Annotated in this window: 23 protein-coding genes and 1 pseudogene; 17 read left to right on the forward strand and 7 right to left on the reverse strand. The window is 64.5% G+C overall.

Annotated features, from left to right (window positions below; all coding sequences use genetic code 11):
• The first annotated feature begins 21 nt into the window (after nt 1–21).
• Nucleotides 22–507, forward strand: a complete 486-nt coding sequence (locus tag EN818_RS33565) for an N-acetyltransferase (RefSeq protein WP_245420328.1) — start codon at nt 22–24, stop codon at nt 505–507.
• Nucleotides 508–677: 170 nt separating this feature from the next.
• Here the strand turns inward: EN818_RS33565 and EN818_RS09445 are convergent, their stop codons facing one another.
• Together EN818_RS09445 and EN818_RS09450 are read right to left on the reverse strand one after the other, a co-directional pair.
• Complete coding sequence (locus EN818_RS09445; RefSeq protein ID WP_095805720.1) at nt 678–1349, reverse strand: uracil-DNA glycosylase; 672 nt, start codon at nt 1347–1349, stop codon at nt 678–680.
• Between the two features lie 8 nt (nt 1350–1357).
• The gene (locus tag EN818_RS09450) at nt 1358–1939 is read right to left on the reverse strand and encodes an NYN domain-containing protein (protein WP_095805721.1); all 582 of its coding nucleotides are present in this window, start codon (nt 1937–1939) and stop codon (nt 1358–1360) included.
• Between the two features lie 308 nt (nt 1940–2247).
• Here EN818_RS09450 and rpoZ point away from each other — a divergent pair, with 308 nt between their 5' ends.
• The 8 genes from rpoZ to era all read left to right on the forward strand — a co-directional run bounded on the left by rpoZ (nt 2248) and on the right by era (nt 9497).
• Nucleotides 2248–2649, forward strand: coding sequence for a DNA-directed RNA polymerase subunit omega (gene rpoZ, locus EN818_RS09455; RefSeq protein WP_095805722.1), 402 nt, complete (start codon nt 2248–2250; stop codon nt 2647–2649).
• A 125-nt stretch (nt 2650–2774) separates the two neighbouring features.
• Nucleotides 2775–5003: a bifunctional (p)ppGpp synthetase/guanosine-3',5'-bis(diphosphate) 3'-pyrophosphohydrolase gene (locus EN818_RS09460; protein ID WP_095805723.1), complete on the forward strand. Its 2229-nt coding sequence runs from the start codon at nt 2775–2777 to the stop codon at nt 5001–5003.
• A gap of 109 nt (nt 5004–5112) precedes the next feature.
• Nucleotides 5113–5691, forward strand: a complete 579-nt coding sequence (gene pyrE / locus EN818_RS09465; RefSeq protein ID WP_095805724.1) for an orotate phosphoribosyltransferase — start codon at nt 5113–5115, stop codon at nt 5689–5691.
• Nucleotides 5692–6038: 347 nt separating this feature from the next.
• Nucleotides 6039–6623 carry a DUF2062 domain-containing protein gene (locus EN818_RS09470; RefSeq protein WP_095805725.1) on the forward strand — a complete coding sequence of 195 codons (585 nt, stop codon included), beginning with the start codon at nt 6039–6041 and terminating at the stop codon, nt 6621–6623.
• On the forward strand, nt 6620–7033 hold the full coding sequence (gene acpS / locus EN818_RS09475) for a holo-ACP synthase (RefSeq protein WP_095805726.1): 414 nt from the start codon (nt 6620–6622) through the stop codon (nt 7031–7033). The genes EN818_RS09470 and acpS overlap by 4 nt, the downstream gene beginning before the upstream one ends.
• Nucleotides 7034–7112: 79 nt before the next feature.
• A complete protein-coding gene (gene lepB / locus EN818_RS09480) occupies nt 7113–7862 on the forward strand; it encodes a signal peptidase I (RefSeq protein WP_095805727.1) in 750 nt (249 codons plus the stop codon).
• A gap of 4 nt (nt 7863–7866) precedes the next feature.
• Nucleotides 7867–8580 (forward strand): ribonuclease III, encoded by a 714-nt coding sequence (rnc, locus tag EN818_RS09485; protein ID WP_176478357.1) that lies wholly within the window; start codon nt 7867–7869, stop codon nt 8578–8580.
• On the forward strand, nt 8565–9497 hold the full coding sequence (gene era, locus EN818_RS09490) for a GTPase Era (protein ID WP_176478358.1): 933 nt from the start codon (nt 8565–8567) through the stop codon (nt 9495–9497). Before rnc ends, era begins: the two co-directional genes overlap by 16 nt.
• A 30-nt stretch (nt 9498–9527) precedes the next feature.
• Here the strand turns inward: era and EN818_RS09495 are convergent.
• A pseudogene (locus tag EN818_RS09495) lies at nt 9528–9778 on the reverse strand (GNAT family N-acetyltransferase); the annotation flags it as partial.
• A gap of 112 nt (nt 9779–9890) precedes the next feature.
• Here EN818_RS09495 and recO point away from each other — a divergent pair.
• Entirely contained in the window at nt 9891–10655 is a 765-nt protein-coding gene (gene recO, locus EN818_RS09500) for a DNA repair protein RecO (RefSeq protein ID WP_095805729.1), read from the forward strand.
• Nucleotides 10656–10668: 13 nt separating this feature from the next.
• On the opposite strand, the gene EN818_RS09505 is transcribed toward recO, so the two are convergent.
• The gene (locus tag EN818_RS09505) at nt 10669–11130 is read right to left on the reverse strand and encodes an NUDIX domain-containing protein (RefSeq protein ID WP_095805730.1); all 462 of its coding nucleotides are present in this window, start codon (nt 11128–11130) and stop codon (nt 10669–10671) included.
• Nucleotides 11131–11390: 260 nt separating this feature from the next.
• On the opposite strand from EN818_RS09505, the gene EN818_RS09510 reads away from it, so the two are divergent.
• The 6 genes from EN818_RS09510 (at nt 11391) to EN818_RS09535 (ending at nt 18764) form a co-directional block, all read left to right on the forward strand.
• The gene (locus tag EN818_RS09510) at nt 11391–14144 is read left to right on the forward strand and encodes a DUF2339 domain-containing protein (RefSeq protein WP_135904422.1); all 2754 of its coding nucleotides are present in this window, start codon (nt 11391–11393) and stop codon (nt 14142–14144) included.
• Nucleotides 14145–14386: 242 nt separating this feature from the next.
• A complete protein-coding gene (locus EN818_RS09515; protein WP_095805732.1) occupies nt 14387–14905 on the forward strand; it encodes an RNA polymerase sigma factor in 519 nt (172 codons plus the stop codon).
• Complete coding sequence (locus EN818_RS09520; RefSeq protein ID WP_095805733.1) at nt 14902–15696, forward strand: anti-sigma factor; 795 nt, start codon at nt 14902–14904, stop codon at nt 15694–15696. Before EN818_RS09515 ends, EN818_RS09520 begins: the two co-directional genes overlap by 4 nt.
• 207 nt (nt 15697–15903) lie before the next feature.
• A complete protein-coding gene (locus tag EN818_RS09525; RefSeq protein WP_095805734.1) occupies nt 15904–17001 on the forward strand; it encodes a GNAT family N-acetyltransferase/peptidase C39 family protein in 1098 nt (365 codons plus the stop codon).
• A 3-nt stretch (nt 17002–17004) separates the two neighbouring features.
• Nucleotides 17005–18468, forward strand: a complete 1464-nt coding sequence (locus EN818_RS09530; protein WP_095805735.1) for a RimK family protein — start codon at nt 17005–17007, stop codon at nt 18466–18468.
• Nucleotides 18469–18491: 23 nt separating this feature from the next.
• Complete coding sequence (locus tag EN818_RS09535; protein WP_095805827.1) at nt 18492–18764, forward strand: DUF3303 family protein; 273 nt, start codon at nt 18492–18494, stop codon at nt 18762–18764.
• Between the two features lie 51 nt (nt 18765–18815).
• Here EN818_RS09535 and EN818_RS09540 read toward each other — a convergent pair whose 3' ends face one another.
• On the reverse strand, nt 18816–19208 hold the full coding sequence (locus tag EN818_RS09540; RefSeq protein ID WP_095805736.1) for a RidA family protein: 393 nt from the start codon (nt 19206–19208) through the stop codon (nt 18816–18818).
• A 70-nt stretch (nt 19209–19278) separates the two neighbouring features.
• On the reverse strand, nt 19279–20196 hold the full coding sequence (locus tag EN818_RS09545; protein ID WP_095805737.1) for a LysR substrate-binding domain-containing protein: 918 nt from the start codon (nt 20194–20196) through the stop codon (nt 19279–19281).
• 111 nt (nt 20197–20307) lie between these two features.
• Between EN818_RS09545 and EN818_RS09550 the strand changes: the two genes are divergently transcribed.
• On the forward strand, nt 20308–21198 hold the full coding sequence (locus EN818_RS09550) for a fatty acid desaturase family protein (RefSeq protein ID WP_135904523.1): 891 nt from the start codon (nt 20308–20310) through the stop codon (nt 21196–21198).
• Nucleotides 21199–21228: 30 nt separating this feature from the next.
• Here EN818_RS09550 and EN818_RS09555 read toward each other — a convergent pair whose 3' ends face one another.
• On the reverse strand, nt 21229–23370 hold the full coding sequence (locus EN818_RS09555; protein ID WP_095805738.1) for an EAL domain-containing protein: 2142 nt from the start codon (nt 23368–23370) through the stop codon (nt 21229–21231).
• Between the last annotated feature and the right edge of the window lie 19 nt (nt 23371–23389).

Raw genomic sequence — 23389 nt, forward strand, 5'->3', positions numbered from 1 at the left:
ATCTCGCGCGAGAGCCCGACCGTGCCGACCATTCGTCCCGCCACGCCGGCAGACTTAGATTCGATCTGGTCCATTCTCGAGCCCGTCTTGCGGGCCGGGGAAACCTACGCGCTGCCTCCCGACTGGAGCCGCGACCAAGCGATCGCCTACTGGTTTGCCGAGGGCAACGAGGTGTTCGTGTCCGACGACGCCGGCGACGTGGCTGGATGCTACTACATCCGTGCCAATCAGCGCGGCGGCGGCGCGCATGTCGCCAATTGCGGTTATGTCACATCGGCTGCCTTCACGGGACGCGGCATTGCCACAGCCATGTGTGAGGATTCCTTGCGACGAGCCGCCGAACTTGGCTTTCGAGCCATGCAGTTCAACTTCGTCGTCAGCAGCAACGAACGCGCGGTGAAACTTTGGCAGCGGCTTGGCTTTGCCATTGTCGGGACCATTCCAAAGGCGTTTCAGCATCCCCGGCTAGGCTTCGTCGACGCCTATGTGATGCACCGGATGCTCTGAGAGCTGGCAGGATTCAGGCTGGTCGGAAGGGAATGCCAGCCGTTCCTGCCATGACACACGACGCGGACTAAAGCGGGTCGCGCTGAAACGAGTTCAGGCGACGCGCCTTAGGGTTTTGTTTTTATGCATGTCGTTGTCTCAGAACCGCGCACACTTCTGAGCGACATGCATTAGAGGCCATCGCCTTGGTTTTCCAAGAACGCCGCAATCTCCTGGAAGACATTGACGAACATGGCTTCCGTCAGCACGCCCGTATTGGTGTTGTAGCGCGAGCAGTGATAGCTGGAAAACAGCGCCATCCCACCGACCTCCTGTCTCCCGGCATGCCGGAACGGATAAGCCACCACCCTTTCACCCAGTGCCCGCACCGTCGACTGATGCGCGATCGAACCCAAGGTCAGGATGGCGCGCAGGTTGGGGAAACGCGTGATGGTCGGCTGGAGGAATGTGCGACAGGTGGCGATCTCGGCGCCGACCGGCTTGTTCTCCGGCGGCACGCAACGCACGGCGTTGGTGATCGCCGTGCCGACCAACTCCAGCCCGTCATCGGGTCTCGCCTTGAATTCGCCGCGCGCGAAGCCTTGCGCGATCAGCGTGCCGTAGAGCAGATCGCCGGCATAGTCGCCGGTGAAAGGCCGCCCCGTCCGATTGGCGCCGCGCAGGCCGGGCGCCAGCCCCACGATCAAAAGCCGCACCGAGGCCTCACCCTGCGGCGGCAGGAAGGTCGGCACCGGCGCATTGAACCAACCGGGCTCGCGCTGGCGCCACGCGGCGATGAAATCATGCAGCCGCGGACAAAGCGGGCAGTCGCGACTGGGTTCGGGCGAGGGCTCGGCGCTCAAGGCCGCTCTCAATAATCGTCCTCGTCGACTTCAGCCGGCTCGGGCCGGCGTACCGGCCGCTCCGACGGGTCGCGGCCGACCTCGCTCTTCAGCGTCATCAGGTCGATGAAATGGTCGGCCTGGCGGCGCAGATCGTCCGAGATCATCGGCGGCTGCGAAGCCATCGTTGAGATGATCGACACCTTGCGGCCGCGCCGCTGCAGCGCCTCGACCAGCGTGCGGAAGTCGCCGTCGCCGGAGAAGATGACATAGTGGTCGACGACGTCGGCGAGCTCGAGCGCATCGACGGTGAGCTCGATGTCCATGTTGCCCTTGATCTTGCGGCGGCCTGTGGAGTCGGTGAACTCCTTGGCGGGCTTGGTCACCACTTTGAAGCCGTTATAGTCCAGCCAGTCGATCAGCGGGCGGATCGAGGAATATTCCTGGTCCTCGACAAGCGCGGTGTAGTAGTAGGCCCTGAGCAGATAGCCGCGCTTCTGGAAGCTCGCCAGCAGCTTGCGGTAGTCGATGTCGAAGCCGAGTGCCCGAGAGGTGGCGTAAAGATTGGCGCCGTCGATGAAAAGAGCGATCTTTTCACGGGGGTCGAACATTGAAAAATATCCCTTTTCAAAAATATCTGTCGTCGAAATCCGCCTGACGGGCAGGCCCGATAATGGTCCCATTTTGCCGTCTCATTCGAGATAGCGCCAGATTTGCGGATATCCAAGGGCGCGGGTGCCGATTGCAAGCAATTGTGATCGCCATTATGTGAGCGCCGGGGCGGGGCGATGCCCGCAGGTCGCGCCGGGCAAAGCTTCGTGCCTCGGCCGTCCTCGCCATAAAGCTTGTATTTCGACGGCGTCCGGGTTATGGAGCGCGCCTGTTTTCCACCAAATCCATCGCATGAAAGGGGCAGTCCATGGCCCGCGTAACCGTTGAAGATTGCATCGACAAGGTCGACAACCGTTTCGAGCTCGTGCTGCTCGCCGGCCACCGCGCCCGCCAGATCAGCCAGGGCGCGCAGATCACCGTTCCTCGCGACAATGACAAGAATCCGGTCATTGCGCTGCGCGAGATCGCCGAGGAGACGCTGGCGCCCGACGACCTCAAGGAAGACCTGATCCACTCGCTGCAGAAGCATGTCGAGGTCGACGAGCCGGAGGCCGAAGGCGAGGCGATCGCCGATCAGACCGGTGCTGCTGCGGCCGCCGCCGACACCGACGATGCCGAAGACAACATCGCCTTCGACCGCATGAGCGAGGAAGACCTTCTCGCCGGCATCGAAGGCCTGGTGCCGCCGGAAAAGAGCGACGACTACTAAGCGCGTTCGGAACTCGCCCGGATCGGGAATCCGGCACTTCCGTATCGGCAGTTTCGTGGCTATCTATGACATGCGCCGCATAGCCTGCGGCGCATGATTCATTTCAGCACCGCGAGATCCCGCCCATGATGCGTCAGTATGAGCTTGTCGAGCGCGTGCAGCGCTACAAGCCTGACGTCAACGAGGCGCTGCTCAACAAGGCCTATGTCTACGCCATGCAGAAGCATGGCCATCAGAAGCGCGCCTCGGGCGACCCCTATTTCTCGCATCCGCTGGAAGTCGCGGCCATTCTCACCGAGATGCACATGGACGAGGCGACCATCGCCGTCGCCCTGCTGCACGACACCATCGAGGACACCACCGCGACGCGGGCCGAGATCGACGAGCTGTTCGGTCCGGAAATGGGCAAGCTGGTCGAGGGCCTGACCAAGCTGAAGAAGCTCGACCTCGTCTCCAAGAAGGCCGAGCAGGCCGAGAACCTGCGCAAGCTGCTGCTGGCGATCTCCGAGGACATTCGCGTTCTCCTGGTCAAGCTCGCCGACCGTCTGCACAACATGCGCACGCTCGACCATATGCCCGAGTCCAAACGCCTGCGCATCGCCGAGGAGACGATGGACATCTATGCGCCGCTCGCCGGGCGCATGGGCATGCAGGGCATGCGCGAGGAACTGGAGGAGATCGCCTTCCGCTATATCAATCCGGAGGCCTATCGCGCCGTCACCGCGCGGCTCGCCGAGATCTTCGAGCGCAACAAGGGCGTGCTGGAGGAGATCGAGAAGGCGCTGTCGGCGCTTTTCGAGAAACACGCGATCAAGGCCAGCGTCAAGAGCCGGCAGAAGAAGCCATGGTCGGTGTTCCGCAAGATGGAGGCCAAGGCGCTCTCCTTCGAACAGCTCTCCGACATTTTCGGCTTCCGCGTCGTCGTCGACGAACTCGAGGATTGCTATCGCGCGCTCGGCGCCATCCACACCACCTGGTCGATGGTGCCCGGCCGCTTCAAGGACTATATCTCGACGCCGAAGCAGAACGATTACCGTTCGATCCACACCACCATCGTCGGCCCGTCGCGCCAGCGCGTCGAGCTGCAGATCCGTACCCGCGAGATGAACAAGATCGCCGAATACGGCGTTGCCGCGCATTCGATCTATAAGGACAGCGGCGGCAAGGTGAACGGCGCCATGCACTCGATCTCCAAGGAGACCAACGCCTACGCTTGGCTGCGGCGCACCATCGAGCAACTGGCCGAAGGCGACAATCCGGAGGATTTCCTCGAGAACACCAAGCTGGAACTGTTCCAGGACCAGGTGTTCTGCTTCACCCCCAAGGGCATGCTGATCGCGCTGCCGCGCGGCGCCACCCCGATCGACTTCGCCTATGCCGTCCACACCGATGTCGGCGACACCTGCGTCGGCGCCAAGGTCAATGGCCGCATCATGCCTCTGATGACGGAGTTGAAGAACGGCGACGAGGTCGAGATCATCCGCTCCAAGGCGCAGGTGCCGCCGGCCGCCTGGGAATCGGTCGTCGTCACCGGCAAGGCGCGCTCGGCTATCCGCCGCGCCACCAAGAATGCCATCCGCAAGCAATATTCCGGGCTCGGCGCCCGCATCCTCGAGCGCGCCTTCGAGCGTGCCGGCAAGACTTTCACCAAGGAAAGCCTGAAGCCGGTGCTGCACCGGCTGGCGCGCAAGGACATCGAGGACGTGCTGGCCTCCGTCGGTCGCGGCGAGCTCGGCTCGACCGACGTCATGAAGGCGGTGTTCCCGGACTACAAGGACGAGCGCGTCACCGTCGCGGCGCCCAAGCAGCGCGAGGAGGGCTGGTCCAAGATCCGCAACGCCGCCGGCATGCTGTTCCAGATGCCGGGCCGCGCGTCCCGCAAGGACAAGAACCAGCCGCGCGACGACGCCGTGCCGATCCGCGGCGTGCGCGGCGACCTGCCGGTGCGCTTCGCGCCGGAAGGCGCAGTGCCCGGAGACCGCATCGTCGGCATCATCCAGCCGGGGACGGGCATCACCATCTATCCGATCCAGTCGCCGGCGCTGCAGGCCTTCGACGATCAGCCCGAGCGCTGGATCGACGTGCGCTGGGACATTGACGAGCGCACCAAGGAGCGCTTTCCGGCGCGCGTCTCGGTCACCGCCATCAACGCACCGGGTTCTCTGGCCGACATCGCCCAGGTTGTCGCGGCGAATGACGCCAACATCCATACGTTGTCGATGGTCCGCACCGCGCCGGATTTCACCGAGATGCTGATCGACCTCGAGGTCTGGGATCTGAAGCATCTCAACCGGCTGCTGTCGCAGCTGAAGGACAATTCGAGCGTCAGCGACGCGAGGCGCGTCAATGGATGAATAGTGAATAGTGAATAGTGAATAGTGAATAGTGAATAGAAGGTGTTCTCACTACCATTCACCATTCACCATTCACCATTCACCACTCGCCAAGGGCATGGAGCGAACAATGAACACCGACGAAGTGCTGGGCATCTTCCGCGAAGCCGGCGCCGTGCTGGAAGGGCACTTCATCCTGACCTCGGGATTGCGCAGTCCGATCTTTCTGCAGAAGGCGCGCGTCTTCATGCATGCCGACAAGACCGAGCGCCTGTGCAAGGCGCTGGCCGAGAAAATCCGCGAGGCGGTGCCGGGCAGGATCGACTACGTCGTCGGCCCGGCGATCGGCGGCCTGATCCCGGCCTACGAGACCTCGCGCCATCTCGGTGCGCCGGCGATCTGGGTCGAGCGGGAAGGGGGCGAGTTCAGGCTGCGCCGCTTCGAGATCGACAAGGGGTCGCGCGTCGTCATCGTCGAGGACATTGTCACCACGGGCCTCTCGATCCGCGAGACCATCGACTGCCTGCGCGAGCTCGGCGCCGAGGTGGCGGCGGCTGCCTGCATCATCGACCGCTCCGCCGGCAAGACCGATGTCGGCGTGCCATTGGTCGCGCTTGCCGAATATGAGGTGCCGGCCTATCCGCCGGACCGCCTGCCGCCGGAGCTAGCGGCCCTCCCGGCCGTCAAGCCCGGCAGCCGCAACATCTGAGGCCGCTAGACTAAAGCCTGTCAGGAAGACTGCCGAAGCCTGCGCGTCTTCGTCATCCTGCGACGGAGCAAGGAGCGAAGCGGCGCGCGCAGCCCCCAGGATCTGGGGAGACTTCCACGCCGGTCCAATGGCGATCATTGGCAATCCTCCCGGACCTTTTCCTCAGTTTTGCCAGAATGCCGATATTGTTACCGCTGCGGCAGACCATCGCGGCACCGTTTCGTTGTCGCGTGGCGGCGCTGTCCCTATATCAGACGTTATTGCCATTCTGCGCCCTCGAAGCGCAATATATGTCGGTGCGCCCCGCAACTGGGGGCAGCGTGTGTTGGACCGGGAACTGGAAGAGAGTGCTTTTTCGACGCCGAGAGCCTGATGGCCTCCTGGAGCGGGTGCGTACTTACCTGTGGCCGCGCCGCTCCTTCTGGCGTTCGGTGCAATATTTCTCCAAGCGTATCCTGAGATTGAAGGCCACGCCCCATTCCGTGGCGGCCGGGGTCGCGGCCGGGGTCTTTGCCTCCTTCTTCCCGCTTGGCTTTCATTTCGTCATCGCCGCCGTGCTCTGCTGGGTGATCGCCGGCAACCTGGTGGCCGCAGCCCTGGGGGCGGTATTCTTCGGCAATCCGCTGACCTTTCCGCTGCTCTGGGGCGCGTCCTGGGAGACTGGCAAGCTCATCCTGCACGAGCGCCTGCCCGTGCACGGGCCTCCCGCGCATCTTGGCGAGATGATGCACAAGCTTTCATTCGCGAAACTGTGGCACCCGATCCTGGAGCCGATGCTGATCGGCGCGGTGCCGCTGGGGCTGGTCTTCGGCTTGCTGTTCTACGGTATCACGCGCTGGGGCATGACGGTGTTTCGTGAACAGCGCAAGCGGCGCATGGCCGAAAGGGCGGCCAAGGCCAGGCATGGCGGGCGGGAAGTGCCCGCGGAATGATCATCGGCATCGGCAGCGACCTCATCGACATCAGACGCATAGACAAATCGCTGGAACGGCACGGCCAGCGCTTTATCCAGCGCATCTACACCGAGGTCGAGCAGGCCAAATCGGAAAACCGGGCCGCTCGCGCCGCTTCCTACGCCAAACGTTTCGCCGCCAAGGAAGCCTGCGCCAAGGCGCTGGGCACCGGCATGGCCGAGGGCGTGTTCTGGCGCGACATGGGCGTCGTCAATCTGCCCGGCGGCAAGCCGACGATGGCGCTGACCGGCGGCGCGGCGGCCAGGCTGGCCGCGATCGTGCCCAAGGGCCACGACGCGGTCATCCATCTCACCATCACCGATGATTTCCCGCTTGCTCAAGCCTTTGTGATCATCGAAGCAGTGCCCGCCGAACAAGCGCCACATTGATTCCATCTGACCACGGCGGCATGACGTTGCCCAGCGCGCGCCGAGACTCTATACCAACCAACGCATAATCGAGGACGACATGAGCGTGGCTGAAAAACGCGAGAAGAAATCCGGCGGACTAGGTGAAACCTTCTCCGTCATCATCCAGGCTTTGCTGCTCGCGCTCGTGATCCGCACGCTGCTGTTCCAGCCCTTCTCCATTCCCTCCGGCTCGATGCGGCCGACCTTGCTCGAAGGTGACTATCTCTTCGTCACCAAATGGGCCTATGGCTATTCGCGCTATTCGCTGCCTTTCGGTCCGGACCTGTTTTCCGGCCGCATCTGGGGCTCGGAACCGAAGCGCGGCGACGTCGTGGTGTTCAAGTTCCCTCCGGATCCGTCCGTCGACTACATCAAGCGCGTGGTCGGCCTGCCGGGCGACAAGATACAGGTCAAGGACGGCCAGCTCTTCATCAACGGCGCCGCCGTCCCGCGCGAAAAGGTCGGCCAGATCGACAATCCCGATATCACCGAGGCGCAGGGACCGGTCGATGTCTATCGCGAGACGCTGCCCAACGGCGTCAGCTATGACACGCTCGACCTGACCCAGAACTCGATCGGCGACAACACCCGCGAGTTCGACGTGCCCGCCGGCCACTATTTCATGATGGGCGACAACCGCGACAATTCCTCCGACAGCCGTTTCACCGTCGGCTTCGTGCCGGCCGAGAACCTCGTCGGCCGCGCCAACGTCATCTTCTTCTCGATCGCCGGCGGCGCGAGCCCGCTCGAAGTCTGGAAGTGGCCGTCGCTGATCCGCGCCGGGCGCCTGTTCCATTTCGTCCACTAGGGTGATGGGCAACAAGCGGCCGAACGCCGATGATCTCGCCGCAGCACTCGCGGAGCGCACCGGCCACGCCTTCGTCGATCGCCAGCGGCTGCAGCGTGCGCTGACCCACGCCAGCGCGCGCTCGACCCATGCCGGCGTCGACTATGAGCGCTTCGAATTCCTGGGCGATCGCGTGCTTGGGCTTGTCGTCGCCGACATGCTGCTCGCCGCCTTTCCGGATGCCGCCGAGGGGGAACTGTCGCTGCGCCTCAACGCGCTGGTCAATGCCGAGGCGCTGTCCGAGATCGCCGAGGAAATCGGCCTGCCTGAGCTGGTCCGCGCCGGCTCGGACGTGCGCAATCTCGACGGCCGCAAGCGCACCAATCTGCGCGCCGACGCGCTGGAATCGCTGATTGCCGTGCTCTATCTCGATGGCGGCCTTGAAGCCGCCCGCGCGTTCATCCACCGTTACTGGCAGCCGCGCTCGCAGGCGATCGGCGCGGCCCGCCGCGATGCCAAGACCGAATTGCAGGAATGGGCGCACCAGGCGGCGGCGGGCGCCGTGCCGGTCTATCGCATCGACGGCCGTGAGGGGCCGGACCACGACCCGCTGTTCACCGTCAGCGTCAAGGTCGGCTCCTTTGCGCCGGCGATCGGCACCGGCCGTTCCAAGCGCGAGGCGGAACAGGCAGCGGCGGCTGCCCTTCTGCTGCGCGAAGGCGTATGGAGCGTGGCATGACCGGCACCGAAGCTCCCGAGACACCCGCCACGCGCTCCGGCTTCGTCGCGCTGATCGGCGCACCCAATGCCGGCAAGTCGACGCTGGTCAACCAATTGGTCGGCGCCAAGGTGTCGATCGTCACCCACAAGGTCCAGACGACGCGCGCGATCGTGCGCGGCATCGCCACGCATGAGAACGCGCAGATCGTCTTCGTCGACACGCCCGGCATTTTCAAGCCGAAGCGCAGGCTGGACACGGCCATGGTCACCACCGCATGGGGAGGCGCCAAGGACGCCGATGTCGTGGTGCTGCTGATCGATGCCGAGCGCGGCATCAGGGGCGATGCCGACGCCATCCTCGACCGGCTGAAGGACGTCCGGCAGCCAATGCTGCTCGTCCTCAACAAGGTCGACCGCGTCAAGCCGGAGACGCTTCTGGCCCTGACCGCGGCAGCGAACGAAAGAGTGCCGTTCAAGCGCACCTTCATGGTCTCGGCGCTTACCGGTTCCGGCTGCAAGGATTTGCTCGACTATCTCGCCGAGTCGCTGCCCCTGGGACCCTGGTACTATCCGGAGGACCAGATCTCCGATTTGCCGATGCGCCAGCTGGCGGCCGAGATCACCCGCGAGAAGCTGTATCTGAGGCTGCATCAGGAGCTTCCCTATTCCTCGCATATCGAGACCGAGAAATGGGAAGAGAAGAAGGACGGCTCGGTGCGCATCGAGCAGGTCATCTATGTCGAGCGCGACAGCCAGAAGAAGATCGTGCTCGGCCACAAGGGCGAGACGATCCGCGCCATCGGCCAGGCCGCTCGCGCCGAGATCGCCGAGATCCTCGAGCAGAAGGTGCACCTCTTTCTGTTCGTCAAGGTGCGCGAGAACTGGGGTGACGATCCCGAGCGCTACCGCGAGATGGGACTGGAGTTTCCACATTGAGCCATGTCGCCCACCGGCAATGGGCATGGTCTACGACAAGCCTCTTGCCCTGAGATCGGCGGCGAAGGTTGCCAGTGGCATGATGAGGGTCAGAGGCGCTCCCGAAAGCGGCTCGGCGCCATAGCTGCGACACCAGTCGCGGCGCGCTCGCTCTTGGCGTCGATGATCAGCAGCAGACCGCCTACTTCGGCTGCGACACGCAGGCATCGCAAGGCTGCGGCCACCAGGAGCTGGCCGCCGAGGCCTTGACCTGCCACCGTCAAATCAGTCGCCAGGCGGGACGGTCTAGACATAACGTACATACACGTACGTACAAGATGCTGCTGACAGCACTCACCTGCCGGGGTCGAAGCAACCTTGATTTCGCCGCGCAACGGGTGAAAAGCTCAAGCCATGGAATGGCGCGACGAGGGAATCGTTCTCGGCACTCGCAAGCATGGCGAAACCAGCGCCATCCTCGAGGTGATGACGCGCGCCCATGGCCGCCATCTCGGTCTGGTGCGCGGCGGCCGCTCGCGCAAGCAGCAGCCGGTGCTGCAGCCTGGCAACCGTGTCGACCTGCTGTGGCGGGCGCGGCTCGACGAGCATCTCGGCATTTTCCAGGCGGAAGCGATCGAGATGAACGCCGCCCGGCTGATGGACAGCGCAGTCGCTGTCTACGGCCTGCAGACCATGGCAGCGCATTTGCGGCTCTTGCCGGAACGCGACGCCCATGGCGGCCTTTACGAGGCGCTTGCCGTGATGATTTCCCATCTCGATGATGTCGATGCCGCCGGCGAGCTGGTGGCGCGCTTCGAGCTGCTGATCCTCGACGAGCTCGGCTTCGGCCTCGATCTCAGCCAGTGTGCGGCGACCGGCACGCGGCAGGACCTCGCCTATGTCTCGCCAAAATCCGGGCGCGCCGTCTCGCGCGCGGCCGGTGCGCCGTGGCACGACAAGATGCTGGTGCTGCCCACTTTCCTGCAACGCGGCTCCGGACTGCGCGCCGACGCCTCGGCACTCGAGGACGCCTTCCGGCTGACCGGCTTCTTCTTCACCCGGCATGTCTACGAGCCGCGCGGGATCGAGCCGCCCAACGCCCGCGCCGGTTTTCTCGCGGCGCTGCGCCGGCATCATGTGTCCGCGAAGGCGGTCAGCGGGGAAACCGCCGGACGGTAGGGGAGGGCGTCTATCAGACGCCCCGCCGCTCCAGAAAATCGTCGAGGATCGGACGCTGGCCTTTCAGGATCTTCAGACCAGCCTCGGGCAGTGAGAACCAGCCGGCTCTGTCCACTTCGGGAAACTCCTTCATTCGGCCTGATCGCGGCGGCCACTCCATGGTGAACATGTTGCTCCTGATGGCCCCCGCATCGAGATCCGCTTCGACGCTCCAGGCGATCACGATCTTGCCGCCCGGCTGGCGGTAGCTGCCGACCGGCCGGAAATCGCCGTCGATGGCGAGTCCGAGTTCCTCTTCGGCCTCGCGCCGGGCCGCCTCGAGCTCGACCTCATTGTCGCCGATAAGTCCTTTCGGGATCGACCATGCCGCTTCATCCTTCCGTGCCCAGAAGGGGCCGCCGGGATGGACCAGCAGGAATTCGAAAACCCCTGCGGTTCGCCTGTAGATCAGCAGACCAGCGCTTCGTTGCGGCATCGACCATCCTCATTCGAGCGATCATCCTCATTCGAGCGAACGTTCGAGAATAACACGGCTATTTCAGAACCGGCGGCAGGTAAATCGTGAAGGCGCGTCCAATCCGTGTCGACGTTTCGGCATTGGAAAAGCAATCAGATTGCTGGCAATTGTCTTCGAAACATGCTCGATCTTGAAAGCCGGCAAGGCGCTGATTTGGCTAGCCGTCCCGTCGCCGCATTTGTCTGCCAGGACTGGTCCGGTTTGAGGGGAACCGCCCCATGCTTTTCGGCCTGATTGCGATTGCCGCCGTCATCGCTTTGTTCGTCATCATCTCGCGCCAGCAAACCCGCATCGGATTGATCGAGCGCGAGCTTGGCGCGCTGCGCAGCCTGGTGCTCTCCGGTGTCCCGCTGCCCGCGCCGGCCTCCGGCGCGGTGACGCAAGCCGCGCCCGATGAAGCTCCCGCCTCCGCAGCCGAGGCTGTCACGCCCCAGGAAAGTGAAGCGGCAGCCGAAGCCGCTGCAATGGCGCCCGACGCTGCCCGGGCGGCCGAGGCGCCGACCGAGGCAGGCGAGGGCACTTCGGCCAAATCCGAGGAGCTGGCCGAAGCGGCGCAGCCGGTTGTCGCGGCAGAGCCTGCGACGCCGGCCAGGGCAGCCCGGCAGACCGATGTCGAAACGGCGCTCGGCACGCGCTGGGCGGTCTGGGTCGGCGGCATCGCGCTGGCGCTCGGTGGCCTGTTCCTCATCCGCTACACCATCGAGGCCGGTATTTTCGGCCCCGGCGTGCGCCTCGCCATGGCGGCCGCGCTCGGGCTGGTGCTGATCGGCGGTGCCGAATTCATCCGCCGCACCGGCTTCAGGGTGCCGGTGCAAGGTGCGGCCGGCGCCTATATCCCGGCGATCCTGACCGGGGCCGGCGCCTTCATCCTGTTCGGGACTGTCTACGCCGCCCATGGCATCTACGGGTTCATCGGCCCGGCGCTCGCCTTCACCCTGCTCGGCGCCATCGCCGTCGCGGCCATCGCCGTCTCGCTGGTGCACGGTCTGGCGCTCGCCGGCATTGGCCTCGTCGGCGCCATGGTCACCCCGGCGCTCGTCGCCGCGCAGGCGCCCAACCCTTGGGCGCTGTTCGTCTATCTGGCGATTGTGCTTGCCGCCACCGCGGCCATAGCCCGCATCCGCGCCTGGGAAGCGCTGGTCGCCGCGGCCTTTGCCGGCACCGGCATCTGGACCATCGCCTACATGACGGATGCGTCGGAGATGAACCTGGCCGCGGTGCTCTTCATCAGCCTGGCCACGCTCGCCGTGCTCGCCTTCGTCTGGCTCGTCCCTTTCTTGACCACTCGCCGCGACGAAGCGGAGCCGGGCTTCGACTGGCCCTCGATCGCGCCCGGCTTCTTCCTAGCACTGACGGCGCTTGGCCTCTCTCTCGATCCGGCCTTCGCCGTCGCCGGCGACGCCCTTCAAGGCGCGGTGCTGCTGGCAGCGCTCGTAGCTGTCGCGCTCTATCGGCCGCGCGCCCTGCCGCTGGTCTTCGCGGCGGCGCTGGCGACGGTGGTGATCTATCTCGGCATCGTCCCGCCTGCCACCATCGGCGCCGACGTGGTGGGCGCCGGCTTGGGCGTCGAGCCGCTGGCAACCGCCGACACGCTGACCTTCCGTCTCGGCATCGCCCTGGCGATCGTCTTCATCGCCGCCGGCTTCTGGGCCGCGCGCCGCTTTGCTGCCGCGGCCCCCGTCCGCGCCGCCTCATGGTCGGCATGGGGCGTCATCGTCCCGCTGGTCGTGCTGACCGCGCTGTGGCTCACCTTCGGCGATATAGACCGCGACTTCGGCTACGCGCTGCCGGCGCTGCTGCTGGTGCTGGTCTTTGCCGCCGGCGGCGAGTGGATCGCACGCGCCGAAGAACCGCCGCTCGGCGGGGGCCCTGCCGTGTCGTTCGCGCTTGGCGGCGCCGGTTTCGCCGGGCTGTTGATGCTGCACATGGCCTTCGGCTCCGGCTGGACGACGCTGCTGATTGGCGCTGCTGCTATTCTACCTGCGCTGGCGACGCGCTGGCGCTCCTATCGGGTGCTGGGGTGGATCGCGGTCGGCGCCGCTGTTGCCGTGCTCGGCCGCGTCGCATTCGATCCGACGATCGTCGGCGCCGCGGCACTGTCGCGGACGCCGGTCTTCAACTGGCTGCTGCCCGGCTATGGCGTGCCGGCGCTCGCCTTCGGCTTCGCCGCCTGGCAACTGGCACGCACCACCAATGGCCGCCCGCGCCTTGCCATGGAAGCCGCGTCGGCCCTGTTCGCGCTGCTCACCATTGCGATGCTGGTGCGCCATGCCATGCATGGCGGCGTCATCGACACCGGCCCGGTCACGCTGGCCGAACAGGCGATCTACACGCTGATCGCGCTCGGCGCCGGCGCTATCCTCGTCGCCATCGACATGCGCTCTCCGAGCTCGGTGCTGCGCTATGGCTCGATGGCCGCCGGCGTGCTCTCGGTCGCCTTCATCCTCATCCGGCATTTCGTGGTGCTGAACCCGCTGCTGACGGACGAATCGACCGGCACCGTCCCGTTCTTCAACCTGCTCTTCCTGGCCTATCTGCTGCCGGCGATCGCCGCCGGCGCGCTGGCGCTCTATGTCCGCGACAAGCGTCCGCGCTGGTATGCGGCGATGCTGGCGCTGATCGCATCGCTGCTTGCCTTCGCCTACGCCACGCTGTCGGTCAGGCGCCTGTTCAAGGGCGAGTTCATCGGGTTGTGGAGCGGACTCGGCCAACTCGAGACCTACACCTATTCCGCACTCTGGCTGGCCATTGGCGTGGCCCTGCTTACCGCCGGCGTCTGGTTGAAGTCGCAGGTGCTGCGCGTTGCTTCCGCCGTGCTGATCGCTGTTGCGGTGATGAAGGTCTTCCTCTTCGACATGTCGGAACTGGAGGGCGTGCTTCGTGCGCTGTCCTTCATCGGTCTCGGCGCCGTGCTGATCGGCATCGGCCTTTTTTACCAGCGGCTCCTGACGCGGGCGGCGAGGGGAGGGTGACGACCAGGCTTCCTGCCCGCGCACTTACGTCATTTGATGGCAGGCTGCTATTTTCGGACTATGCCGCGTTAATGCGACCATAAGTTCCGCTCGCCTTTGAGGCGGGAATAAACCGGCACTCGCCAGCGTTGTTCAGGTGCTTGGGTACCGGAGCAGGGGTGGCCTGCTTCGCGCTGACTGCTTGCGCCGCGCCGCGAAGGCGCGTTCAATCAGGATGGGAACCGACCTCGAAACAAGCCGGCATGGACGACAAGAAGGCAGCGATCCTGAGCGAGATACCGCGGTTGCGCCGCTATGCGCGCTCGCTGCTGCGCGACCGCGACTCCGCCGACGATCTGGTCCAGGACTGTTTGGAACGGGCGCTCGTGCGGCTCGACAACTGGCAGACGGGAGAAAGCCCCAGGAGGTGGCTGTTTACGATCATGCATCATCTGTTCATCGACCAGATGCGCAAGGTGAGCCGGCGTGGCGAGGCGGCGATCCTGCCGCTCGAAGCGGGCGAAGCCCAGGCCGCGCCCGCCGATCAGGTCGAAAGCATCGCCTCGCGTGAGATCATGGATGCCTTGCAGGCGATCAGCCCCGATCGCCGAGCGGCTTTGGTCATGGTTGCCATTGAAGGTTTTTCCTATGCCGAGGCCGCCAACATTCTGGGCGTGCCGGCCGGCACGCTGATGTCGCGCATCGCGCGCGGCCGCGAGGAATTGCGCGGCCTGCTCGACGACTCCTCGCGCCGCCGCTCAATAAGGATCGTTGAGAGATGACCCGGCGCGATTTCACGGAACGCGATATTCACCTGGCGCTCGACGGTGAGCTGCCGGGCGATGAGCGCATGGCCTATGACGCCTGGCTCGAAGCCAATCCGGAGATGAAGGCAAAAAGCGCGCGCTACATTGCCGATCGCGCCGCGCTGCGCGCGGCCTTGGCCGGCTTGATGGACGAGCCGGTGCCGGCGAGGCTGACACAGGCGGTGCTGGGCGATGCGCCGGCGAAGGCGCCGGCCTGGCGCTCGCGCTGGTGGCTTTCGGCGGCGGCAGCCGCCGTGCTGGTGGTGGGCGGGCTCGGCGGCTATCTCGCCGGCGTCGACGGCATCGGCCGCGAGGATGCGGCGGACGACCAGCTCGCCGAGCAGGCGATCGCCGCCCATGTCATCTACGCCGCCGAGAAACGTCATGCGGTGGAGGTGCCGGCAAGCGACAAGGACCATCTGCAGACCTGGCTGTCCAATCGGGTCGGGCTGAAGCTGGTCGCGCCCGATCTGGCGGCCGAAGGCTTCCAGCTCGTCGGCGGCAGGCTGCTGCCCGCCGGCGACCGCGGTAAGGCGGCGATGCTGCTCTATGAGGACGCCAAGGGCGAGCGCATCTCCCTCTTTGTCACCTCCGAATCGGCCGAGACCACCAAGGGCACCTACACGGCCGAAGCCGATGGTCCCGAGGCTGTGTACTGGCTGGACAAGGGCTATGGCTGCGCGGTCGTCGGCTCGCTGCCGCCGGAGCGCCTTTCGGCTGTCGCCAAGAGCGCCTACGGCCAGCTTCTGGCCGGCCTTTCGAGTTGAGTTCGTTGCGATTTTGCGCCTTCGCGCAGCCGGTCCCGTTCAAGTCCTGGATGTCGTTGGACCACAGCGCAACCTGTCACAATTCGGCCCTATTCAAGGTGCGATAGCGCTTGTGAACACAGGCGCTTCGGCCCGTGTTGCTTTGTTGACGTTGCTTTGTTGACCGGGGCCGTTTCCGCAACCCAATCGAGGTTCTCCCAAGCCCGCATGCCTGCCGAGATTCGCAAGGCCCGCGCGTCAGACGTCGATGACCTCGCCGCCATCGAGAAGGCCGTCTTCTCGGGCGACCGGCTTTCCCGCCGCTCTTTCCGTCAGTTCATCGAGCGCGAGACCGCCGAGATGCTGGTCGCGGAAAATGACGGCCATGTCGCCGGCTACGCGGTGGCGCTGTTTCGCAAAGGCAGCGGCGTGGCGCGGCTCTATTCAATCGCCGTCAGTCCTTCCTTCGGCCAGCTCGGCATCGGGCGCCGGCTTTTGGCGGCGGCGGAGGAAGCAGCCTTCGAGCACGATCGCATGCTGCTGCGGCTGGAGGTGCGCGAGGACAATCATCGCGCCATCCAGATCTACGAGCAGGCCGGCTACCGCAGAATAGGCCGTGAGCCCGACTATTACGAGGATGGCGCGACGGCACTGCGCTACGAAAAGACTTTGCGTGGCGATGCCCCCACCGCCACCAGGGTGCCGTTCTACCAGCAGACCTGCGAGTTCACCTGCGGCCCGTGCTGCCTGATGATGGCGATGGCCAATTTCGACCAGGGCTTCGTGCCCGACCCGGTCATGGAGATCCGCCTGTGGCGCGAGGCCACCACCGTCTTCATGATGTCGGGCCCGGGCGGCTGCGAGCCGTTCGGGTTGGCTGTCTCCGGTTACGAGAGCGGCCTGGCGGCAGAAATCTTCGTCTCCTTTCATGGCGCGCTGTTCCTGCAGTCGGTGCGCAGCGAGGACAAGCGCCGGGTGATGGAACTCGCCCAGGTCGACTTCCGCCGCCGTGCGGAACTTTACGGCATTCCGGTGAATTACCGTTCGTTCGGCATCGACGACATCCGCTCGGCGCTTGCGGAGGGAAAGCTGGTGCTGGTGCTGATCAGCGGCTTCCTGATGTTCGGCAAGAAGATACCGCATTGGGTGCTGGCGATCGGCGACGACGGCGACCACATTCTGATCCACGATCCGTGGGTCGAGGACGAAAGGCAGGAGACGATCCTCGATGCCGCCAACATTCCCGTGCCCTACGGCATCTTCATGAACATGGCTCAGTTCGGCCGCGATGGATTGCGCGCCGCCATCACCCTGGGAAAACGCTGAAATATGACCTGGGTCATCCTTACAGGCAGGCAGAACGATCTCGATCAGGTGGCGACGCCGCACAAGATCATCACCAACCGCGACTATCTCGCGCATCCGGCGCTTTTCCGCGGCCAGCGGCCGAAGGTGATCAACCTGTCGAACAATTACGGCTACCAGAGCCGCGGCTATTATGCCTCGCTGCTTGCCGGTTCGCGCGGCCACAAGGTGATCCCGACGGTCGAGACCATGATCGATCTGTCGGAGCGCAAGCTCTACGAGCACGCATTGCCGGAACTGGAACTCGCGCTCAACAAATGCCGCAAGGATCTCGGCGGAACCTTCCCCTCGAAGGTCGCCGTCTTCTTCGGCATCGGTCCGTCCAAGATCTGGGACCGCTTCACCAAGCTGTTGTTCGACTGGTTCCGCGCGCCGGCGCTGGAGGTCCACATCAAGGACAGCGCCGAATGGGCCTCGATCCGCAAGATCGGCTTCCTGCCGCTCGCCCGCATGAGCGAGGAGGAAGAAACGGTCTTCCTGGGGTGTCTGGAAACCTACACCAACCGTGAATGGCGCGACACCAAGGGCCGCACGCCGGCACGCTACACCTTCGCCACGTTGGTCGATCCGCATGAGGAATTGCCGCCTTCGGAGATCTCCTCGCTGCGCTACTGGGCGAGGATCGCCGAGAAGATGGGCGTCGAAGTCGAGCCGATCACCAAAAAGGATTTGGCCAAGCTCGCCAATTACGATGCGCTGCTCATTCGCGAAACGACGTCGATCTCCAACCACACCTACCGCTTCGCGCGCCGCGCCCAGCAGGAAGGCATGCCGGTGATCGACGATCCGCTGTCCATGATCCGATGCACCAACAAGGTCTATCTCAACGAGTTGATGACCTACAACAAGGTGCCGGTGCCGCCGACGGTAATGATCGCTGGACCTTCGGACCTGGAGGTCGCGGCGCAGACGCTGGGCTTCCCGCTGGTGCTGAAGATCCCGGATTCCTCCTTCTCGCGCGGTGTCAAGAAATGCGAGAACCTGGCCGAGCTGACCAGGCTCGCGACCGAATGGCTGGAGGATTCCGACCTCCTCATCGCGCAGAAGTTCCTTCCGACCGAATATGACTGGCGGGTCGGCGTGCTCGGCGGCCAGCCGCTGTTTGCCGTGCACTATCTGATGGCCAAGAAGCATTGGCAAATCGTCAACCACAAGGCCAACGGCAAGCCCGACCAGGGCGGCATCAAGACCTTCACGCTGAAGGAGACCCCGCCGCATGTTGTCGAGACGGCGGTCAAGGCGGCGCGCTGCATCGGCGACGGGCTTTACGGCGTCGACCTCAAGGAAACCAAGGACGGCGTCTTCGTCATCGAGGTCAACGACAATCCCAATCTCGACCATGGCTGGGAGGATTCGGGCGAGAAGGACGAGGTCTGGGTGCGGCTGACGCAATGGTTCCTTGACCGGTTGGAGCGGCCTGGACGATAGTGTTCCAGACTGAGGGGGCAGACATGCTGTTTTTCGTCATCGAGGACTTTCGCGGCTGCGACCGCAAGGAGATCTATCGCCGCTTCCGCGACAAGGGCCGCCTGAAGCCGGACGAGCTTGTCGTCCACCACAGCTGGATCGCGGCCGACATGAGCCGCTGTTTCCTGCTGGTCGAGGCCGATGACGCCACGATTCTACAGCGCTGGGCCATCGAGTGGAACGATTTGGTCGAGTTCGAGATCGTCCCGGTGGCGACCAACAAGGACATGGTGGCGGCGCTGGCCGGGCATCTCTGACCATCGCCGTATATCTTTTCGAGGATCCGTGATCAGCTTCTGACGCCCTCGTCAAATGACCGCTATCGCGTCGACCTCGATCAGGTAGCCTGGGGACATTATTGCCACCCCAACCACCACATTCGCCGGTTTGTGATCTCCAAACAGCGAAATCTGCGCGTCTTCGATGATCGGGACATGTTCATCACGATCATAATCGACAATGTAGATCGTGATCTTGCAAACCTGCTCAGGCCGCGCGCCTGCCGCCTTGAGCGCTCGGCCGAGATTGCCGAATGCCAGCCGCGCTTGCGCCGCAAAATCACCATGTCCAACGAGCTTGCCGTTTATGTCTTCGGGCTGCTGGCCTGAGACGAAGACTAGCCTGGATCCCGTCGCGACGACCACCTGCGTGTACATCTCCGGAACCGGCAGATCATCGGGGTTGATGAGTTCGAGCGACATTAGAAATCTCCTGCTTCGTTCGACTGAGATCGACCTTGGTGATCGCTGCGCTGGCGATCGTCAGTCCTCGTCACCGGGCACCGAGCGCCGGCGACCTGATCGCGCGCAGGCATTCCTCGATCAGCCATTCGCGAAACACCGCCACGACGTCGCGCTTTGCGCTGCGTTCGGGGATCGTCAGGCAATAGGGCTGGCGCAGCTCCAGGGATCGGGCCACGGGCCGCATCAGCCTGCCATTTTCGAGCGCCTGGGCGCAATAGATGCCTTGCGCCAGCGCGACGCCCAGTCCTGACATGGCGAGGTCGAGCGCCGCCCGCGACGAGTTGGCGGAGAGGCCGCGTTTGACGGCCCGACCTGGCTCGATGCCTGCCGTCTCGAACCAGTTGCGCCAGGACGGAAACGACGCTCCGGCCGGTCCCCAGTCGGTATGGATGAGGGGCAGGCCAGCGAGGTTGTCGGACTCTATCGCGCCGGCAATGCCGCGCGCGCAGACCGGATAGACGGCGTCCCGGACGATCTCCTGCGTGGGATGCTCGCGATAATGCGGGCCGTAGGACAGCCGGATGTCGATCAGCTCCCGGTCGAACGGCACCGGGTCGTCGTCGCCTCTGAGCGAAATGTCCGCAGCGCCGTGGCCGGCGATGAAGCCGGCGATGCGCTCCGAAAGCCAGCCCATCGCCATGGAGGGCGGTACCGAGACGATCAGCCTCGGCCGGAATGCCCCGCCGCTGACATCGCGCGCGACGCTGCCGATTTCCTGGAAGGCCAGGGTGAGCCTGGGCAGCATCTCGACGCCGGCCTCGGTCAGCACGACGCGCCGGTTGGCTCGGTGAAACAGTCTGCGGCCCATCTGTTCCTCGAGGGTGCGAATGAGCTGGCTGACCGCGGCCGCCGAGACCGACAGCTCTTCCGCCGCCGCGGCGAAGCTGCCGGTGCGTGCCGCGGCCTCGAAGGCCTGAAGTCCGCGCAGCGATGGCAGTGCGACCATGGTGACCTATAGATAAGATTGACTTGTCTATTTTGCAGAATTCCTCGTTTTTCGAAAGGTTTCTTTCTGGAGTAGCGTGGCGCCATGAACGCCATCGACCGCGACCAAGCCCTGGACCACCGCGAAATCATCGCTTCGCTGACCAATGAGGAGCGCAACCAACTGACCGGCAAGTCGGACGGACCGGGGCTGATCCAGTTTGCTGTCCATTCTGGCGCGATTGTCGATCTCGGCGCGCTGATCGCGGCCAAGGTGCCGTTCTGGCCGTTCCTGATGCTGCCGCAGGGTATCTTGATCGTGTTTCTGTTCACGCTGCTGCACGAGACCGTGCACAGGACGGCCTTCCGGGCGCAGTGGCTGAATGATGCCGTCGCCCGTCTGTGCAGCCTTGCGATCGCGCTGCCCGCAGACTGGTTCCGCTACTTCCATTTCGCCCATCACCGCTTCACCCAGGATCCGCGGAACGATCCGGAGCTGGCCTTCCCGAAGCCCGAGACCCTGTGGCAGTACATCGTCCACGTCTCGGGCCTGCCGGTGTGGTGGGGCCACGCCAACACGCTGTACATCAATGCCATCGGCCGCTGCCGGGACAGCTTTGTGCCGCCGAAGGGCTTGCGCAAAGTGCGGGCCGAGGCGCGGGCGATGATCGCCTTCTATGCCGTGATCCTGGCGCTCGCGCTCTGGTTCAAGGCGTCAGTGCTGCTCTATGTCTGGATCGTGCCCGCCCTCGCAGGCCAGCCGTTCCTCAGGCTCTATCTGCTGGCCGAGCACGGCCGCTGCCCCTTCGTCGCCAACATGCTGGAGAACAGCCGCACGACGCTCACCAACTGGTTCGTGCGCAAGCTCGCCTGGAACATGCCCTATCACGCCGAGCACCACGCATATCCCGGCGTGCCGTTCCACCAGTTGCCGGCGTTCCATCAGCTGATCGAGCGGCATCTCAAGGTCGTCGAGCCGGGCTATGTGAGCTTCCACGAAAAATACATCGAGACGCTGCGCTGACGCCGAAGTTTGCGCGACCATATTTGCTGCTCAGCCGGATCGGCGCAGCAGCGCATGTGAGTGCAGCAGCCTGCTCATCTCGGAAGCGTTGGCCGGCACGCCGATCAGGTAGCCTTGGGCTTGGCCGCAGCCGGCCTTGCGCAGCAGCTCGAGCTGGGCCTCGGTTTCGACGCCCTCGGCCGTGACGGTTATGCCAAGCTCGGCGCCGAGCCCGATCACGGTGCGGACGATCGCCGCCGTGTGGCGATTGTCGATGTCGCGGATGAAGGAGCGATCGATCTTGATCTTGTCGACCGGAAAGCGGCGCAGATAGCCGAGCGACGAATAGCCGGTGCCGAAATCGTCGAGCACGATGCGAATGCCCAGCCCGCGCAATTGGCTGAGCGTCCTTTGCACGGTATCGCTCTCATCCATCATCACCGTTTCGGTGATCTCCAGTTCCAGCCGATTGGCCGGCAGGCTGGAAAAGGCGAGTGCCGAGATCACCCCGCGGGCGAAGCCGCCGCTCTTGATCTGGGCCGCGGAGACATTGACCGCCATGCGCATGTCCTCGGGCCAGTTCGCCGCCACGTTGCAGGCCTTGCGCAGCGCCCAGTCGCCAAGCTGCACGATCAGGCCGGTCTCCTCGGCCGCAGCGATGAAATCGTCTGGCGGCACAAGGCCGCGCGTCGGCGAGCGCCAGCGCATCAGCGCCTCCGCGCCGACGATCCCGCCCGAAGCGATGTCTAGGATGGGCTGGTAATCCAATTCGAATTCGCGCTTGGGGAGCGCCGCTTCGAGCTCGGCCTCCAGCGCGCGGCGCGCACGCATCATGGCGTCCATGCCCGGTTCGAAGAAACGGTAGACGTTGCGTCCCTCGCTCTTGCCCCGGTAGAGCGCCATATCGGCATTGGTCAACAGCGTGTCGGCGTCCTGTCCGTCGCTTGGGTAGAGCGCGATGCCGAGGCTGACGCCGACATGCATCTCGCGGCCCTTGTCGCGATAGGGCTTGCCGATGATCTCGACGACGCGCTTTGCCAGCTTTTCGGCGTCGGCGCTTGCGCTGACATTGAACTGGATGATGGCGAACTCGTCGCCGCCGAAACGGGCCACCACATCCTTCTCGCTGCGCAGGCAGCGCTGCAAACGCTTGGCCACGCATCTCAGCAGCCAGTCCCCGGCCGGATGTCCAAACGTGTCGTTGACCGCCTTGAAGCGGTCGAGGTCGAGCGAGAAGATCGCCAGCGGCGCAGCCCTGGGCTGGCTCAGGGCCCGGTCGAGCCGCTCGCGGAACATGGAGCGATTGGGCAGGTTGGTCAGCGTGTCGTGATGCGCAAGATGCGTCATCCGCTCTTCGACACGGCGGCGTTCGGTCACGTCCTCGAAGGTAGCCACCCAGCCGCCGTCCGCCAATGGCCGTCGCGCTACAAAGAGTGTGCGGCCGTCGACGAGTTCACGATAACTCGAACGCGAGTCGCCGGCCTCCAGGCTGGCCTTTGTCTTCTGCACCTCCATGTCGACGTCGACGGGTACGAATATGCCGAGGCTTATAAGCTTCTCCAGCATCTGGCCGTGCGTCATGCCGAGCGAGAAATCGGCTGCGGAAGCGTGACACAAATCCAGAAAGCGCTGGTTGCGCACGATCAGGCGGCCTTCCGCACTGTACATCAACAGGCCTTGCGACATGTTGGCCAAAGCGGCGTCGAAGCGGCGGTGCTGCTCCTTGAGCTCGTCTTCGCCGCGTCGTTGCTCGGTGACGTCCTCGTAGATCGACACCCAGCCGCCAACCGCCAGCGGCCGGTGAGAAATGAAGATGATGCGGCCGTCCGAAAGCGTCTCCTCATAGGTCGAGGGCTTCGCGCCGTCGATATAAGGTTTGCGGATGGCGTAAAGCTCCTCCGCGCTCTGCGAGGCGATGCCGATGTCGACGCTATGCTGCAGGATGTCGAAGAAGCGGACGCCCGGCTGCATCAGTTCGGGATCGAGCCGGAAGATGTCGAGGTAGTTGCGGTTGCAGATGATCATCCGCTCTTCGGCATCGAACATGCACAGGCCATGCGACATGTTCTCCACGGCGGCCGCAAAACGCGCGTTCTGCGCGCGAAGTTCTTGCGCTATTCGCTTGGCGGAGCCGATGCCGCCTGCCTTCCGCCTGCTGGCGGCCGAACCAGTCTTGCGATGTGCGACGGGCATGAACGCGCCTGCGACGGTG

Source organism: Mesorhizobium sp. M3A.F.Ca.ET.175.01.1.1, from assembly GCF_004791945.1.
GTDB lineage: Bacteria > Pseudomonadota > Alphaproteobacteria > Rhizobiales > Rhizobiaceae > Mesorhizobium.